The following is a 14,554-nucleotide window of genomic DNA, read 5'->3' on the forward strand; positions in this document are numbered from 1 at the left end:
AAGCCGCCACCCGGCAAAAGAGATTACTGCGGGAACCACTGGTCGCTGATTTTCTGATACGTGCCGTCCGCTTTGATTGCTTTCAGCGCGCCGTTCAGTTTTTCCAGCAGGGCCTTGTTATCCGGACGTACCGCGATGCCGAGGCCCGTGCCGAAGTACTGCGGGTCGGTGACTTTCTCGGTCGCCGTACCCAGCTGCGGATTGGTTTTCAGCCATTCGTTCACCACGGCGGTGTCGCCGAATACGCCATCAATACGGCCGTTTTTCAGGTCGATAATCGCGTTCTGGTAGCTGTCATAGGCCACGGTCTTCACTTCAGGATGCTTGTCCTGCAGGTATTTCTGGTGCGTGGTGCCGTTTTCCATCCCGATGCGTTTGCCTTTCAGCTCGTCGAAGGACTTGTACGCCCCTTTCTTCGCAATCACTACCGCCGAGTTGGCGTAGTACGGGTCGGTAAATGCCACCTGCTTGCTGCGCTCCGGCGTGATGTCCATCCCGGAGATTACCGCATCGTATTTTTTGAATTTCAGCGACGGGATCAGGCTGTCAAACGCGTGGTTGGTAAAGGTGCAGTCGGCCTGCATCTGCTTGCACAGCGCTTTCGCCAGGTCGATATCGAAACCGACGATCTGGTTGCTGGCATCCAGCGATTCAAACGGCGGATAAGTCGCCGAAACGCCAAAATTGATTTTATCAGCAGCGGATGCGCCAGCGGCGAAGGTTGCCAGTAGTGCGGCCAGAACTAACTTTTTCATTGTAATGCTCCCGTCTGTCTTATTTATGCGCCGTGTCTGCGGCATGGATGTACAATGCCATTTAATGAATTTATATGCAATAAAAATGATTAAATATTATTTTAATGGCAAAAAAAAGCGGATAACCCATCAGGTTACCCGCTCCATGAATATCGTTTTATGCACTCGCGTGGTTAATTTCTGCGCTCAAACGCTAACGCTTTACGCTCAATCAGGCGCATCATCAGCGTCAGCAGGCCGTTTACCACCAGATAGACCACGCCGGCCGCGCCGAACACCATCACGTCATAGGTGCGCCCGTACAGCAGCTGCCCGTGACCCATAACTTCCATCAGGGTGATGGTGTAGGCCAGAGAGGTACTCTTGAACACCAGCACCACTTCGTTGGAGTAGGAGGAGAGTGCGCGCTTAAAGGCGTACGGCAGCAGGATTGCCAGCGTGTCTTTCTTGCTCATGCCCAGCGCCCCGCAGGACTGCCATTGTCCTTCCGGGATGGCGCGGATCGCACCAAAGAACAGCTGCGTGGTATAGGCCGCACTGTTCAACGAAAGGGCAATCAGGGCGCACAGCCACGGCTCAGAGAGCAGGTGCCAGATAACCGGATACTCCTGCAGCGACGGGAACTGGCCCGGGCCGTAGTAAATCAGGAAGATCTGCACCAGCAGCGGCGTACCGGTAAACAGGGTGATATAGCCGCGCACGATCCACACCAGCACCGGCGTTTTCAGCGTCAGGACGATGGTGAAGATAAGGGCCAGGATCAGCGCCACGATAATGGACGCCACGGTCAGCGTCAGGCTGGTGTGCAGCCCTTTCATCAGCTCGGGGAAATATTCAAGCATCAGCCTGGTCTCCGTTCAAAGCGCGTCGCACGCAGGTCAATACGCTTGAGGATGTACTGACTGAGCAACGTGATCACCAGGTAGATAGCCGCCGCCACAATGTACCAGGTAAAAGGCTCCTGGGTACGGGTGGCGATGCTTTTGGTTTGCAGCATTAAATCGTTAACGCTGATCAGGCTCACCAGCGCGGTATCTTTCAGCAATACCAGCCACTGGTTACCCAGCCCCGGCAGGGCGTGACGCCACATCTGCGGCATCACCAGACGGAAGAAGATGGCTGATTTCGACAGGCCTAACGCCTGACCGGACTCCCACTGCCCCTGCGGTACGGCCTTCAGCGCACCGCGCAGGGTTTGCGACGCGTACGCGGAGTAGAGCAGGGAGAGGGCAATCACGCCGCACAGGAACGGGCTGACGTCGAAGTTTTCAATCTGCATCTGCACCGGGATCTGCGCAAAGCCAAGATTGAGGGTGAAGCCGTCAGACAGCGTCAGCAGCAGCTGCGAGGAGCCGAAATAGATGAACAGGACCACCAGAATTTCCGGTAGCCCACGCAGCACGGTGACCAGCGCGGAGCCTGTCCAGGCGACGGGGAACCATTTCGCCGATTCCCACACCGCAAAGAACATCGCCAGCACGAGGCCGATAATCAGTGCGCAAACGGCAAGGCCGACGGTCATCCCGGCGGCGCTTGCTAAAGGAAATATTTCATTCATCAGGAATTACTTCTGGAACCATTTTTTGTAGATGGTTTCGTAGGTGCCGTCTTTCTTCACTTTTTCCAGCGCAGCGTTGAATTTCTGCTGCAGCTCGGTGTTGCCCTGACGAACGGCAATCCCCAGACCGGTACCGAAGTAATCCTTATCGGTCACTTTGTCGCCCACTGGCGCCAGTTTGTCGTTGGCTTTCAGCCACTCGGTCACGACAGCGGTATCACCAAATACGCCGTCGATACGGCCATTCTGCAGATCCAGCTTCGCGTTCTGGTAGCTGTCATACGGAACGGTGGTGATTTCCGGGTGTTTATCCATGATGAATTTCTGGTGCGTGGTGCCGTTCTGCACGCCCACTTTTTTGCCTTTTAGCTGATCGACAGAGGTGAATTTACCTTTCTGACCAATAAACAGGGCGGAGTTGTCGTAGTAAGGGGTGGTGAACAGCACCTGCTTTTCACGCTCCGGGGTGATGTCCATACCGGCCATGACGGCGTCAATACGGCGGAACTTCAGGCTTGGGATCAGGCTGTCGAACGCCTGGTTGCTGAAGGTACAGGTTGCATCGATCTCTTTACACAGGGCGTTTGCCAGGTCTACGTCGAAGCCAACAATTTTGTTGTTCGCATCAATGGACTCAAACGGAGGGTAAGAGGCTTCCGTGGCGAAACGAATGGTCTGGGCTGCGGTAGCGGAAAGGGTAACGCCAGCAAGCAGCACGGCAAGTAATACTTTTTTCATTATATTTCCCCTGACACAATCAATGAGATAAATAGTTTTTGAAGGCATCGGTTTGCGGGTTCGCGAAGCAGCTCGCGTCACCTTGCTCAACGATGTACCCGTTTTCCATGTAGACCACACGGCTGGCGGTTTTACGCGCCACTTCCACTTCGTGGGTAACGATGACCTGCGTGATATTGGTTTCCGCCAGCTCGCGAATAATGCTCACGATCTGGGCAGTGATTTCCGGGTCCAGCGCCGCGGTCGGTTCATCAAACAGCAGTACCGCAGGCTCCATCATCAGCGCGCGGGCAATGGCTACGCGCTGCTGCTGACCCCCGGAGAGGTGCAGCGGATAGCGGTCGCTGTAGGGCTTAAGGCGCAGACGCTCCAGCAGCTTTTCGGCACGCGCGATGGCCTGCTCCTTGCTTAACCCCAGCACGCGGCACGGGGCTTCAATCAGGTTTTGCAGGACGGTCAGATGCGGCCAGAGATTGTATTGCTGGAAGACCATGCCGACGTTTTGACGCAGCTCGCGAATCGCTTTATCTGACGGGGTTTTCGCGAAATCAAAATGGTTACCGGCGATAGCCAGCGTACCGGAACGGGGCATTTCAAGCAGATTAAGGACGCGCAGAAGGGAGCTTTTGCCTGCACCGCTTGGGCCAAGTAAAACCAGCGTTTCGCCTTCCGGGCAGTTCAGCGTGATGTCAAACAGCGCCTGGTGTGCGCCGTAGAAGCAGTTAATGCCGTTTAGTTTAATACTCATCGGGGCAGTCTTTACTCATCCAGGCAATCTATAGCAATTGAGGCCGCAGATAGTACCGTTGACAGAATAGTTATGCAATATTTCTGCGTTAAAAGTTAAATATAACCCGTATTTCCTCTTAAACATAGCACAAAATAGCGAACGGCAAGGTCGGCGAGTATAAATGTCGGCATTCCGCACGAAATGCCGGACATTTTACGGGGGTAACATTTTTATCACTGATGATTTAGCGGTTCTCAATCGACTGGCGCAGCGTGCCGGCCGGGGCATGAACGCTGCCGCCGATGTAGCGCACGTCGTCCACCGCCCAGCACTGACCTTCACGGATCATCAGCACTTCATCCTGCCAGGTCTGGGTTCCCTGGGTCAGCTTCACGCGCAGCGGAATGTTCCGCGCATCGGTGTTCGGGATGGTTGACGCGCTGGCCACCTCGGCGCTGTCCGGCAGCGTGGCGCGGCTGGAGAACGGATCGGATTTCAGCAGGGCGTTATGCTGCGGATCGCGGGTGGCGTCGTTGAGCAGTTTTGCCAGGTTATCGCTCAGGTACGGGCGCAGGGCGGTCAGGTCATTCCCGCGATGCTGAATGCGGTAATCATAAAATTGTTGCGCCACGGTATCCGGGCCGCCGTCGATGCAGGGGCCGCTGCGGGTACCGATATCCTTAAAGGCTGGCGTGACCGTGGTGGTACAGGCGCTGAGCACCAGCGCGCAGGGCACTAAAAGTGTTAAAGCAGAGTAGCGCATGTTGATTTCCTTATTTATTAACTATCCTTTCAATCATAGCGTAACGAACCGATAATGCTGTGCCTAAGGCATTGAACGCTAAAGAAGGAGAAAAGAATGCAGTTTTCAACAACGCCAACCCTGGAAGGACAAACCATCACCGAGTATTGCGGCGTGGTTACCGGCGAAGCGATTCTCGGCGCGAACATTTTCCGCGATTTCTTTGCCGGCATTCGTGACATCGTCGGTGGACGCTCCGGCGCGTACGAAAAAGAGCTGCGTAAAGCGCGAGAAATTGCGTTTAAGGAGCTCGGCGAGCAGGCAAAAGCGCTGGGCGCGGACGCCGTTGTGGGAATCGATATTGATTATGAAACCGTCGGCAAAGATTCCAGCATGCTGATGGTGAGCGTAAGCGGCACGGCGGTGAAAACCCGTCGATGAAGCGTTCGCTTTCAACGCTCCTGCTGGCGATGTTGCTGGCAGGATGCGCCCCGGAAAAAGGTATTGTTGATAAAGGCGCCTACGAGCTGGATACGCGCCATCAGGCGCAGGCGGCCTATCCGCGTATCAAGGTGCTGGTAATCCACTATACCGCCGATGACTTCGACACCTCGCTTGCGACCTTAACCGACAAAAACGTCAGTTCGCATTATCTGATCCCCGCGAAGCCCCCGGCACCGGACGGCAAGCCGCGCATCTGGCAGCTGGTGCCGGAGAGCGAGCTGGCCTGGCACGCCGGCATCAGCTTCTGGCGCGGCACCAACCGCATCAATGATACGTCTGTCGGCATTGAGCTGGAAAATCGTGGCTGGCAGAAAACGGCCGGGGTGAAGCATTTTACGCCGTTTGAGCCTGCGCAGATTGCGGCGCTGGTGCCGCTCGCGAAAGATATCATTGCCCGCTACAGCATCAGGCCTGAAAACGTAGTGGCCCATTCGGACATTGCGCCGCAGCGCAAAGACGATCCTGGCCCGCTGTTCCCGTGGCGGGAGCTGGCTCAGCAGGGGATAGGTGCATGGCCCGATCCCGCGCGCGTGGCGTTCTATATAAACGGACGACCGCGCTTTCAGCAGGTAGATACCGTCGCGTTGCTCGATGTGCTTGCGCGCTATGGCTATGACGTGCCGGTTAACAGTACCCCGGCGCAGCAGAAACGCATCATCATGGCATTCCAGATGCACTTCAGGCCTGACCTGTGGAACGGCATCGCCGATGTTGAAACGATGGCCATAGGTGAAGCGCTCTTAGAGAAGTACGGGCAGGGGTAATCCTTCGGAATACCCCGAATCAGTTGTTTTTCCTGAAAACCCTTCAGATTAATCTTAAGTACAAACTCAATTCATTTTTAGTTAATTGACTTAAAATTATCCGGATTTAAGATAGACACATAGCTTGCTAACTAATGCAGCAGATAAATATATCGCATTCAGTTCTTAATTTTTCTCCTTGAGAACATCTTCAGAAAAATTTTCGAAGATTAAGGCTTTTATTGCCTTGGTCCTGCATCTTTAAAATTTCATATCTTAAATCGGGTATAACAATGTTAAGCATCTACGCAAAAAAATTACGTCCGCAACATGAAATGGAAGCCATTATTTCCGCAACTTCAGGTTTTGAAGAAAAAACTTTAAAGAAATGGCAAAAAATATCCACGTCTGATTCGCAATATATTCATATTATCGTCAGCGGCGAAGTGGAGTTCCGACGCGAATCCGACGAGCTGTGCATGTTCACGGTAACGGGTCAGTGCATTTTTGGCCTCGCGGCTATGTACTACAATGCGACCCACATGTACGGCCTCGTTCGCGCCAACACCGTGGTGCGCTCAATCAAAAAAGAGGTCTTCGCGCAGCTGATGACCGATAAAAACTTATGGCCTGAACTGACCAAAGTGCTCTCCTGGTACATTTGCATGCTGAGCAAACGCGATGATGTGCTGGTTGCCCGCAGTGCTTATTCTGTCGTACGTGAATTTTTGTACGAAATTAACGATCTAATTGTTCATCATCAGCGCGATATCAATATTTATGATTATATTCAGGAATACACCAACCTGGCGCGCAGTACCATTATTAAAATCCTCTCCGATCTGAAAAAAGGTCAGTATATTGTCGTGGAAAAGGGTCGACTCCTTAACCTGACAACGTTGCCTGAAAAATATTAACTACTCCAGCCGGTCTCCTTTCTTACTCAAAGGTGACCGGGGATCCACTTTCTGCAATGAACCTTTCTGCGAATTATCCTGCGTCTCGTCAACCGGCGGCGCGGGAATTTTGCCTTGCGAATAATCCTGCTCTTGTTCTTTTAATGCCTGCTTAAATAATTCGGTTATTGAGGCATCGTCACCGCTCGCGCTGGCGGGTACCGCATCGTGCGCTTCGGTTCCGGGTAAAGTATCCCGCGAGGTATCGTGCGGCACGCCGCCGTCAGGTGCCTGCTGCCAGTCAGCATCATCGCTGTTGATGGGCAGATCCTGCATGGCGGGAACATCAGCGTGTACCGGCGCGGGTTTTGGATGCGGATGCGGGAACGGCTTACTCACATACACGTAGTGCATATCTGAAAGCTGCGTTTCGGGTTTCGCGACGCTCGCTTTAACCGGTTCCGGCGCCGGATGGCGCAGGTTCCAGTAAACGTGCGCGTACAACCCTGCCATGACCATGGCGCACAAACCTAACGCCCACAAAAAGGTATTACCGCAAATTTTTCTCAGGCTGGGGACGCGGTATGAAAACCAGACCGCCTCCCCGGTGACGTAGCTGCGCTGAGCCGCAAGACAGATGGTAGACATTAGGAATGCTTCTCCTGCGTTTTGGCGTCTGATGTGGCCTGGAGCAATACGCTCGGCGTGGTATGGGTTTCACGCATGAGCTGCATCAGCGTGTCTTCTCCAGGAATGCCATCCACGTGCAGATTCATTTTTTGCTGGAACTCGCGGGTGCGTTTCATCATCTCCGCCGTCCAGGTCTGAGCATGGGTTTCAGGCTGGGCAAGAGCCAGGCTCAGTTGCTGATCCAGCCAGCCCATGTCTTTCGCATCGCTGGCGGCACTGATGGCGTCTTTACCTTCCGGCGTCAGGCGGTGCAGCTGGGTATAGTTCCCGGTCGCATGCTGGTTAAACCAGCTGCGGCTTACCTGCCAGGTGCGGTTGTTCATCAGCAGGTCGATAGAGGTATCCCCAACGCGGGCGACCACGGCGTAGTTAAGATGGTCACCGGTTTTGAGTTCACTGACCCACGGATAACCCTCTCGTGCCAGCGCATCCGGCGAGGCGTTGCCCTGTTTACACATCAGGTTCACCTTCGCGGCGTTTTGACACAGGGCGTCATCCGCCGAGGCGTCGTACCCCCACATCAGGTAAAGCTGGTGCATCGCATCCGGCTGATTAACCATTTCGTTGTCGATAACCGGCACCGCGGGCGCCTCAACTTTTGGCGCCTGCTGTTTCCAGTTGACGGGCACCGGCAGTTGAACGGGAAGTTTTGCGTTGATCGAGGAGGTTAAATACCAGCCGCAGGCGGCGAACAGCACGGAAGCGAACAGTCCCACGGTTGCCAGGCGCTTACCGTGTTTTTTCGCAGGAAGGATCTCACCGGCCGCCAGGCGTAAATGACGCGGGCTAACCTGTAGCGCACGTTCGGTCCAGGCGGCCAGCATTGACAGGTGTGCCAGTTCATTCAGCTTGCTGATATTCCCTTTGGTCAGCGCGTGCATCTTACGCACGCGCGCCGGCGTAAGCGGCGAGTTCTCGCACCCGTGCTCTTCACACTGCGCCTGCACATAGCCGAGAAATTCCCGGCAGGTCAGGGGACGTAACGTGTGACGGGTATGTGCATATTCACGCAGTTCAGATTGCTGCATCAGAACGGCGTCCTGATCCTTCGTGCCCATCAGCACCACGGCCAGGCGAAACTCCAGCTCCTGGGCGCGCGTGAGCAACATACCCAGCACCTCGCGGCAGCTCTCTTTCATGGCTTCGGTATGGGTAATGACCAGCACTTTCGTTCTGGCTTTCCCACCCTGCCACTGCTGCAGCACCGCATCTACCGCCTGAATCCGGTTCTTGTTCTCTTTCGTTCCCGGGTTGAGCTTGTACAGCAGGCTACTGGCGCTCAGTTTTGGAAACGCGTTGATGGCAAGAACGCCGGGCGTCGCGGTTTTCAGCGCATGGCTGAACTGACCTAACAAACGGGCGTCGTCGCAAAAGAGACCGCTCACGCCCGCCTGTTGGGTTTTCTCTTTCAGCAGGTTGAACACGTCCTGATGATAGGGCACCAGAAAATCCCCGGATGAGCGGGCGATCTCCCTGAACGGCGGGTTTTTAAAATGAAAGTGGCTCTGATACATAACGACTTACCGTCTCTGATTAGGAATAGCAACAGGACGAGAAAGTAAAGCAACGCTATAGGGTGGTCAATTTGCGTGCAGGGTAAAAATATCCAGTGGATGATGCCTAACATCTGGATTTTATACGGTCAATATTTTTCTTTATGAAAGTTAGCGGCAAAGTCAGTGGTCGTATTTACAGCAGCTAATTACTATTTTCTCACATATTGGCGCAGCACGACGCTGCTTATTTTCGCTTTGTTAAAGGCCAGATGAAAAATGAGGTTCTCATTTCTGTCACGGTGGATAACGCCTTGCATTATGTTTGCGCTGTTAATTTTTTGCGGCCAGCAAGGCTATCTGACGTTTAAAGATTATAAAAAAGTTACGAATAAGTTGGCTAAATCTGATGAACAGCCACTGAAAAATCGTCGTGAAGAAAAAAAGTTCACCCTTTTCACGGCTGCGGTGCGTCAGGACAACTTACCGACTGCGACGAAAGCCCCGCTGGCAGCGGAGATAGAAGGTATCGTGCGTAGCGATGACGCCTGGCTTTCCTTCGCGGTTATCAAAACGCCGGGGGGGGAGAAGAGCTATCGTGAAGGCGAGCCTCTGACCGGTTTCAACGATGCGTTTATTCAGGAAATTAACAAAGACAATGTGGTGGTTAATTACGAAGGTGCTACGCAGGTACTGGCGTTAAATAAGCCTGACTATTTTAAGGGTGGCGTTGACAGCGGCCCGGTAACCAAATCGACGAAAGATGCAGGCGCGGAAAGCGTGCATCTGGATGATTATCTGGTGCTCAAACCGTTAATCGAAAAAGGCCAGCTGGAAGGCTACAACATTAATCCAAGGAATGCCTCCTCGTTCTATAGCCATTCCGGGCTACAAAAGGGCGATGTGGCGGTAGAAGTTAACTCTGTCGATATGACCGATGAAGCAAAGGCAAAAAGTATTATTGCCAACTGGTCGAAAATGAAAGAAGCGGAGGTCGTCGTCAGACGTCACGCTCACCTTGAAAATATTCGGGTCAATGTTCTAAACAATTAACAAGTGTACAGACATGAAGAAATTTCCTTGGGCGTGCGTGGCGCTGACCGCATTGTCGTTATATTCCAGTTCGCTGCTTGCAGCCAACTTTAGCGCGAGCTTTAAAAATACCGATATCCGCGAGTTTATCGATACGGTAGGCCGCAATCTTAACAAAACCATTCTCGTCGACCCGTCCGTTCAGGGCACGGTGTCGGTCAGAACCTATAACGTGCTGACGGAAGATGAGTATTACCAGTTCTTCCTGAGCGTGCTGGATCTGTATGGTCTGTCGGTGATCCCGATGGACAACGGGATGGTGAAAGTGGTGCGCTCAAGCGTAGCCCGCACCGCGGGTGCGCCGCTGGCCGACAGCAAAAACCCGGGCAAGGGCGATGAGATCATCACCCGCGTGGTGCGCATGGAAAATGTGCCGGTGCGCGAGCTTGCCCCGCTGCTGCGTCAGCTTAACGATGCCACCGGTATCGGGAACGTGGTCCACTTCGAACCGTCCAACGTGCTGCTGTTAACCGGTAAAGCCTCGGTGGTTAACCGCCTGGTTGACCTGGTGCAGCGCGTCGATAAAAACGGTGTTCAGCGTCGCGAAATTGTGCCGCTGCGTTTTGCTTCCGCCAAAGATCTGTCGGATATGCTGAATAACCTCAACAACGAGGAGCAGAAAGGGCAGAACGCACCGCAGCTGGCCACAAAAGTGGTGGCCGATGACGAAACCAACAGCCTGGTGATCAGCGGCCCGGAAGACGCGCGCGCGCGTACCCGTTCCCTTATTCATCAGCTGGACCGTGAGCAGAACAACGAGGGGAATACCCGCGTCTTCTATCTCAAATATGCCAGCGCCACCAAAGTGGTTCCGGTTCTCACCGGGATTGGCGAGCAGCTGAAAGACAAGCCGGGCACCGCCAAAGCGAAAACCGCGAGAGCCTCAACGGATCTGAATATTACCGCCGACGAGTCAACCAACTCTCTGGTGATCACCGCGCAGCCTAACGTGATGAACTCCCTGGAGAAGGTGATCGACAAGCTGGATATTCGTCGTCCGCAGGTGCTGGTGGAAGCGATCATTGCTGAAGTGCAGGACGGTAACGGCCTGGATCTCGGCGTGCAGTGGACCGGCAAGCACGGTGGCGTACAGTTCGGCTCCACCGGCCTGCCAATCAGCCAGATTAAGAACGGCACCATGAAGGGGGCGAGCTTCACCGGCCTGGCGACCGGCTTCTTTAACGGTGATTTCGGCGCCCTGATGACCGCGCTCTCTACCGACGGTAAAAACGACATTCTCTCCACGCCAAGCGTCGTTACGCTGGATAACAAAGAAGCGTCGTTTAACGTCGGCCAGGACGTGCCGGTCCTTTCCGGTTCGCAGACCACCAGCGGCGACAACGTCTTTAACTCCGTTGAGCGTAAGACCGTCGGTACCAAGCTGAAAATTGTGCCGCAAATCAACGATGGCGACATGATCCACCTGAAGATTGAGCAGGAAGTGTCCAGCGTTGACAACAGCGCAACGGAAGACGCCAGCCTCGGCCCAACCTTCAACACCCGCACCATCAATAACGAAGTGATGGTGCACAGCGGTCAGACGGTGGTGCTTGGCGGCCTGATGGAAAACGTCACCAAACAGTCGGTCTCCAAAGTCCCGCTGCTGGGCGATATCCCGCTGGTCGGGCAGCTGTTCCGCTACACCTCGCAGGATACCTCCAAGCGCAACCTGATGGTGTTTATCCATACCACCGTCCTGCGTGACGACGAAAACTACAGCGCGGCGTCGAAAGAGAAATATGACCAGATCCGCGTTCGCCAGATGCAGCGCGCGGAGGAGAAAAAGCTCGGCATTCTTGAACCGGCGGATAACGCCGTTTTACCCGCGTTTCCGTCGGCCGGCACCAGTACTGGCACCCACGCCGCTCCGGTGAAAACCAGCGCGACGCGCAATCCGTTTAAAGAGTAAGGCGGAGGGGCAACGTGGACGAACTGAGTAAAACTCTGTGTAGCAGCAGCTACGCAAAAGATAACGGCGTTTTATTTTATAACAATGACGTCTATATCCGTGATGACACTCCGGCATTTGCACTGCTGGAGGTGCGCCGGGTGCTGGGACGCGCGTTCGTCCCGGTCACCCTGACGCCGGAAGCGTTTGACGAGATGCTGGCTAAAATCTGGCAGCAGAGCAGCGGCGTGTCGCAGCAGCTGGTAGATGACATGGACGCGGACATCGACCTGATGGCGTTAACCGAGGAGATCCCGGACAACGAAGATCTGCTCGATAACGACGAAAACTCGCCGGTGATCCGCCTTATCAACGCCATTCTCGGCGAGGCGGTGAAAGACGGCGCGTCGGATATTCATATCGAAACCTTTGAGCGCACGCTGAGCATTCGCTTCCGCGTCGACGGCGTGCTGCGCCCGGTGCTTCAGCCGGCGCGCAAGCTCGCGCCGCTGCTGGTGTCGCGTATTAAGGTCATGTCGAAGCTGGATATCGCCGAGAAGCGCCTGCCGCAGGATGGCCGTATCTCCCTGCGCATTGGCCGCAAGGCGATTGACGTGCGTGTCTCAACCATTCCGTCCCAGTACGGCGAGCGCGTGGTCATGCGTCTGCTCGATAAAAGCAATCTGAAGCCCGACATCAACAAGCTGGGGCTGATTGATGAAGAGCTGGAGAAGTTAAAGGGGCTGATTGACCGCCCGCACGGCATTATCCTGGTCACCGGGCCGACAGGTTCCGGTAAAAGTACCACCCTGTACGCCATTCTTTCGGCGCTGAACGGTCACGAACGCAACATCCTGACCGTTGAAGACCCGATTGAATACGAGCTGGAAGGGGTGGGGCAGACGCAGGTTAACCCGCGCGTGGACATGACCTTTGCCCGCGGGCTGCGCGCCATTCTGCGTCAGGACCCGGACGTGGTGATGATCGGGGAAATTCGCGACGGCGAAACCGCGCAAATCGCGGTGCAGGCGTCGCTCACCGGTCACCTGGTCATGTCTACGCTGCACACCAACAGCGCCGCAGGGGCGATTACGCGTCTGCGGGATATGGGGCTGGAGTCGTTTTTAATCGGATCATCGTTGCTCGGTGTCATTGCCCAGCGTCTGGTGCGCCGGCTGTGCACGCACTGCCGGACCACCAGTCCGCTGGACGCCAATGAAAAAGCGCTGTTCAGCTTTATGGACGCGCCGCCAAAAGCAATCTACCGCGCGGTGGGCTGTGAACACTGCCGCCAGAGCGGCTATCAGGGCCGTGCCGGTATTCATGAGTTCCTGGTGGTGGACAGCACCATGCGCCGCGCCATTCATGAAGATAAAGACGAAATGTCGATTGAAACGCAGCTTTTTAAGCAGGCCTACAGCCTGCGTGAAAACGGGCTGCTGAAGGTGATTAGCGGCGTGACTTCTCTGGAAGAGGTGATGCGCGTCACCGCCGAGCGTGGGGGGGATGCGTAATGGCCTTCTACGCCTGGACGGCGACGGATGCCGCGGGGAAAACCCAGCGCGGTACGCTGCAGGCCGAGGGGCAAAAGCAGGTTCGCCAGATGTTGCGCGAGCAAAAGCTGATGCCCGTCAGCATCACCGAAACCCGTGAAGCGGCGTCCGCCGGAAAAGCAAAAACCGGGGCAAAGCTCTCAACGCCGGTGCTGTCGATGTTTACCCGCCAGCTTTCCACGTTGGTCAACGCCGCGCTGCCGCTGGAGAGTGCGCTGAAGGCGATCTCTAAGCAGACGGAAGACAAAAAGCTGGCAGCGATGGTGGTGGAGATCCGCGAGAAGGTGGTGGAAGGGCACACGCTGTTTGACGCCTTCAGCCAGTTTCCGCGCACCTTCGACAAGCTCTACTGCACGCTGGTGATGGCCGGTGAAAAGACCGGCCACCTGGGCGACGTGCTGGAGAAGCTGGCGGAGTACAACGAGCAGCGCCAGAAGATGAAGAGCAAGCTGACGCAGGCGATGGTCTACCCGATCACCCTGACCGTGGTGGCCATCGCGGTCATCAGCATTCTGCTGGTGGCGGTGGTGCCACAGGTGATCGAGCAGTTCACCCACATGAAGCAGCAGCTGCCGATCACTACCCGCACGCTGATTGCGGTGAGCGATTTCCTGCAGGCGTACGGCATCTATATTGTGGGCATCCTGGGGGGCGGCTTTATCGGCTTTAAAACCTGGCTCAGAAATGTCAAAAACCGCTTTCGCTGGAACAGCTGGCTGGTGAACGGTTCGCCGATTAAAAAGCTGGTGTGCGCCATCAACAGCGCCCGCTATATCCGCACCCTGAGCATTCTGCAGGCCAGCAGCGTGCCGCTGCTGGAGGGGATGTATATCGCGATGGACGGTATCGAAAACCTCTACGCCCGGCAGGTGCTGGAGCAGGCGGCGGATACCGTGCGCCAGGGGGCATCCCTTTACGCGGCGCTTGAACAGGCGAAATTATTCCCGCCGACCATGCTGTATATGATTGCCTCCGGCGAAGAGAGCGGGGAATTAGGTAATTTAATGGACCGCGCGGCGGAAAACCAGGAATCAGCATTACAGCATCGCATTACATTAACGCTGTCGGTATTTGAACCGGCGCTGGTGGTATCCATGGCAACGATTGTTTTATTCATCGTACTGTCAATATTACAACCGCTTCTGCAACTTAATAATATGGTAGGTTAAATC

At 55.0% G+C, this 14,554-nt stretch carries 15 protein-coding genes; 7 read left to right on the plus strand and 8 right to left on the minus strand.

Translation table 11 applies throughout. From position 1 onward, the window contains the following. Positions 1 to 23 precede the first annotated feature (23 nt). The 6 genes from artJ to V1603_RS10520 form a co-directional block, all read right to left on the minus strand. Positions 24 to 755 (minus strand): arginine ABC transporter substrate-binding protein ArtJ, encoded by a 732-nt coding sequence (gene artJ / locus V1603_RS10495; RefSeq protein ID WP_028019301.1) that lies wholly within the window; start codon positions 753 to 755, stop codon positions 24 to 26. 173 nt (positions 756 to 928) lie between these two features. Next, entirely contained in the window at positions 929 to 1,597 is a 669-nt protein-coding gene (artM, locus tag V1603_RS10500; protein WP_163330820.1) for an arginine ABC transporter permease ArtM, read from the minus strand. Then, positions 1,597 to 2,313 (minus strand): arginine ABC transporter permease ArtQ, encoded by a 717-nt coding sequence (gene artQ, locus V1603_RS10505; protein ID WP_025756069.1) that lies wholly within the window; start codon positions 2,311 to 2,313, stop codon positions 1,597 to 1,599. Before artQ ends, artM begins: the two co-directional genes overlap by 1 nt. A 6-nt stretch (positions 2,314 to 2,319) precedes the next feature. Further along, positions 2,320 to 3,051: an arginine ABC transporter substrate-binding protein ArtI gene (gene artI, locus V1603_RS10510; RefSeq protein ID WP_008500032.1), complete on the minus strand. Its 732-nt coding sequence runs from the start codon at positions 3,049 to 3,051 to the stop codon at positions 2,320 to 2,322. A gap of 19 nt (positions 3,052 to 3,070) precedes the next feature. Then, positions 3,071 to 3,799, minus strand: a complete 729-nt coding sequence (gene artP / locus V1603_RS10515; RefSeq protein WP_116341046.1) for an arginine ABC transporter ATP-binding protein ArtP — start codon at positions 3,797 to 3,799, stop codon at positions 3,071 to 3,073. A 226-nt stretch (positions 3,800 to 4,025) separates the two neighbouring features. Beyond that, positions 4,026 to 4,544: a lipoprotein gene (locus V1603_RS10520; protein ID WP_116341044.1), complete on the minus strand. Its 519-nt coding sequence runs from the start codon at positions 4,542 to 4,544 to the stop codon at positions 4,026 to 4,028. Positions 4,545 to 4,640: 96 nt separating this feature from the next. Here V1603_RS10520 and V1603_RS10525 point away from each other — a divergent pair, with 96 nt between their 5' ends. The 3 genes from V1603_RS10525 (at position 4,641) to V1603_RS10535 (ending at position 6,687) form a co-directional block, all read left to right on the plus strand. Beyond that, positions 4,641 to 4,964, plus strand: coding sequence for a heavy metal-binding domain-containing protein (locus tag V1603_RS10525; protein WP_028012516.1), 324 nt, complete (start codon positions 4,641 to 4,643; stop codon positions 4,962 to 4,964). After that, on the plus strand, positions 4,961 to 5,791 hold the full coding sequence (locus V1603_RS10530) for an N-acetylmuramoyl-L-alanine amidase (protein ID WP_116341041.1): 831 nt from the start codon (positions 4,961 to 4,963) through the stop codon (positions 5,789 to 5,791). Before V1603_RS10525 ends, V1603_RS10530 begins: the two co-directional genes overlap by 4 nt. Positions 5,792 to 6,063: 272 nt before the next feature. Beyond that, entirely contained in the window at positions 6,064 to 6,687 is a 624-nt protein-coding gene (locus V1603_RS10535; protein WP_395313885.1) for a helix-turn-helix domain-containing protein, read from the plus strand. On the opposite strand, the gene V1603_RS10540 is transcribed toward V1603_RS10535, so the two are convergent. Next, positions 6,688 to 7,314 (minus strand): hypothetical protein, encoded by a 627-nt coding sequence (locus V1603_RS10540; protein ID WP_395313886.1) that lies wholly within the window; start codon positions 7,312 to 7,314, stop codon positions 6,688 to 6,690. It abuts the gene before it with no gap. After that, positions 7,314 to 8,870 carry an ExeA family protein gene (locus V1603_RS10545; RefSeq protein ID WP_233002256.1) on the minus strand — a complete coding sequence of 519 codons (1,557 nt, stop codon included), beginning with the start codon at positions 8,868 to 8,870 and terminating at the stop codon, positions 7,314 to 7,316. Before V1603_RS10545 ends, V1603_RS10540 begins: the two co-directional genes overlap by 1 nt. Positions 8,871 to 9,170: 300 nt before the next feature. Here V1603_RS10545 and gspC point away from each other — a divergent pair, with 300 nt between their 5' ends. The 4 genes from gspC to gspF are packed head-to-tail and all read left to right on the plus strand — an operon-like array spanning position 9,171 to position 14,551. Further along, a complete protein-coding gene (gspC, locus tag V1603_RS10550; protein WP_116341034.1) occupies positions 9,171 to 9,902 on the plus strand; it encodes a type II secretion system protein GspC in 732 nt (243 codons plus the stop codon). Positions 9,903 to 9,915: 13 nt separating this feature from the next. Beyond that, on the plus strand, positions 9,916 to 11,850 hold the full coding sequence (gspD, locus tag V1603_RS10555) for a type II secretion system secretin GspD (protein WP_233002257.1): 1,935 nt from the start codon (positions 9,916 to 9,918) through the stop codon (positions 11,848 to 11,850). 14 nt (positions 11,851 to 11,864) lie between these two features. Continuing rightward, complete coding sequence (gspE, locus tag V1603_RS10560) at positions 11,865 to 13,343, plus strand: type II secretion system ATPase GspE (RefSeq protein ID WP_006809432.1); 1,479 nt, start codon at positions 11,865 to 11,867, stop codon at positions 13,341 to 13,343. Next, on the plus strand, positions 13,343 to 14,551 hold the full coding sequence (gene gspF / locus V1603_RS10565) for a type II secretion system inner membrane protein GspF (protein ID WP_166710589.1): 1,209 nt from the start codon (positions 13,343 to 13,345) through the stop codon (positions 14,549 to 14,551). Before gspE ends, gspF begins: the two co-directional genes overlap by 1 nt. Positions 14,552 to 14,554: the final 3 nt, after the last annotated feature.

The organism is Enterobacter sp. ECC-219 (genome assembly GCF_043966805.1).
In the GTDB taxonomy this organism is placed as follows: Bacteria; Pseudomonadota; Gammaproteobacteria; order Enterobacterales; family Enterobacteriaceae; genus Enterobacter; species Enterobacter cloacae_N.

Excerpts from the sequence above, each read along its gene's own strand:
- artJ (WP_028019301.1), bottom strand. The coding sequence starts at position 755 with ATGAAAAAGTTAGTTCTGGCCGCACTACTGGCAACCTTCGCCGCTGGC.
- artM (WP_163330820.1), bottom strand. The coding sequence starts at position 1,597 with ATGCTTGAATATTTCCCCGAGCTGATGAAAGGGCTGCACACCAGCCTG.
- artQ (WP_025756069.1), bottom strand. The coding sequence starts at position 2,313 with ATGAATGAAATATTTCCTTTAGCAAGCGCCGCCGGGATGACCGTCGGC.
- artI (WP_008500032.1), bottom strand. The coding sequence starts at position 3,051 with ATGAAAAAAGTATTACTTGCCGTGCTGCTTGCTGGCGTTACCCTTTCC.
- artP (WP_116341046.1), bottom strand. The coding sequence starts at position 3,799 with ATGAGTATTAAACTAAACGGCATTAACTGCTTCTACGGCGCACACCAG.
- V1603_RS10520 (WP_116341044.1), bottom strand. The coding sequence starts at position 4,544 with ATGCGCTACTCTGCTTTAACACTTTTAGTGCCCTGCGCGCTGGTGCTC.
- V1603_RS10525 (WP_028012516.1), top strand. The coding sequence starts at position 4,641 with ATGCAGTTTTCAACAACGCCAACCCTGGAAGGACAAACCATCACCGAG.
- V1603_RS10530 (WP_116341041.1), top strand. The coding sequence starts at position 4,961 with ATGAAGCGTTCGCTTTCAACGCTCCTGCTGGCGATGTTGCTGGCAGGA.
- V1603_RS10535 (WP_395313885.1), top strand. The coding sequence starts at position 6,064 with ATGTTAAGCATCTACGCAAAAAAATTACGTCCGCAACATGAAATGGAA.
- V1603_RS10540 (WP_395313886.1), bottom strand. The coding sequence starts at position 7,314 with ATGTCTACCATCTGTCTTGCGGCTCAGCGCAGCTACGTCACCGGGGAG.
- V1603_RS10545 (WP_233002256.1), bottom strand. The coding sequence starts at position 8,870 with ATGTATCAGAGCCACTTTCATTTTAAAAACCCGCCGTTCAGGGAGATC.
- gspC (WP_116341034.1), top strand. The coding sequence starts at position 9,171 with ATGTTTGCGCTGTTAATTTTTTGCGGCCAGCAAGGCTATCTGACGTTT.
- gspD (WP_233002257.1), top strand. The coding sequence starts at position 9,916 with ATGAAGAAATTTCCTTGGGCGTGCGTGGCGCTGACCGCATTGTCGTTA.
- gspF (WP_166710589.1), top strand. The coding sequence starts at position 13,343 with ATGGCCTTCTACGCCTGGACGGCGACGGATGCCGCGGGGAAAACCCAG.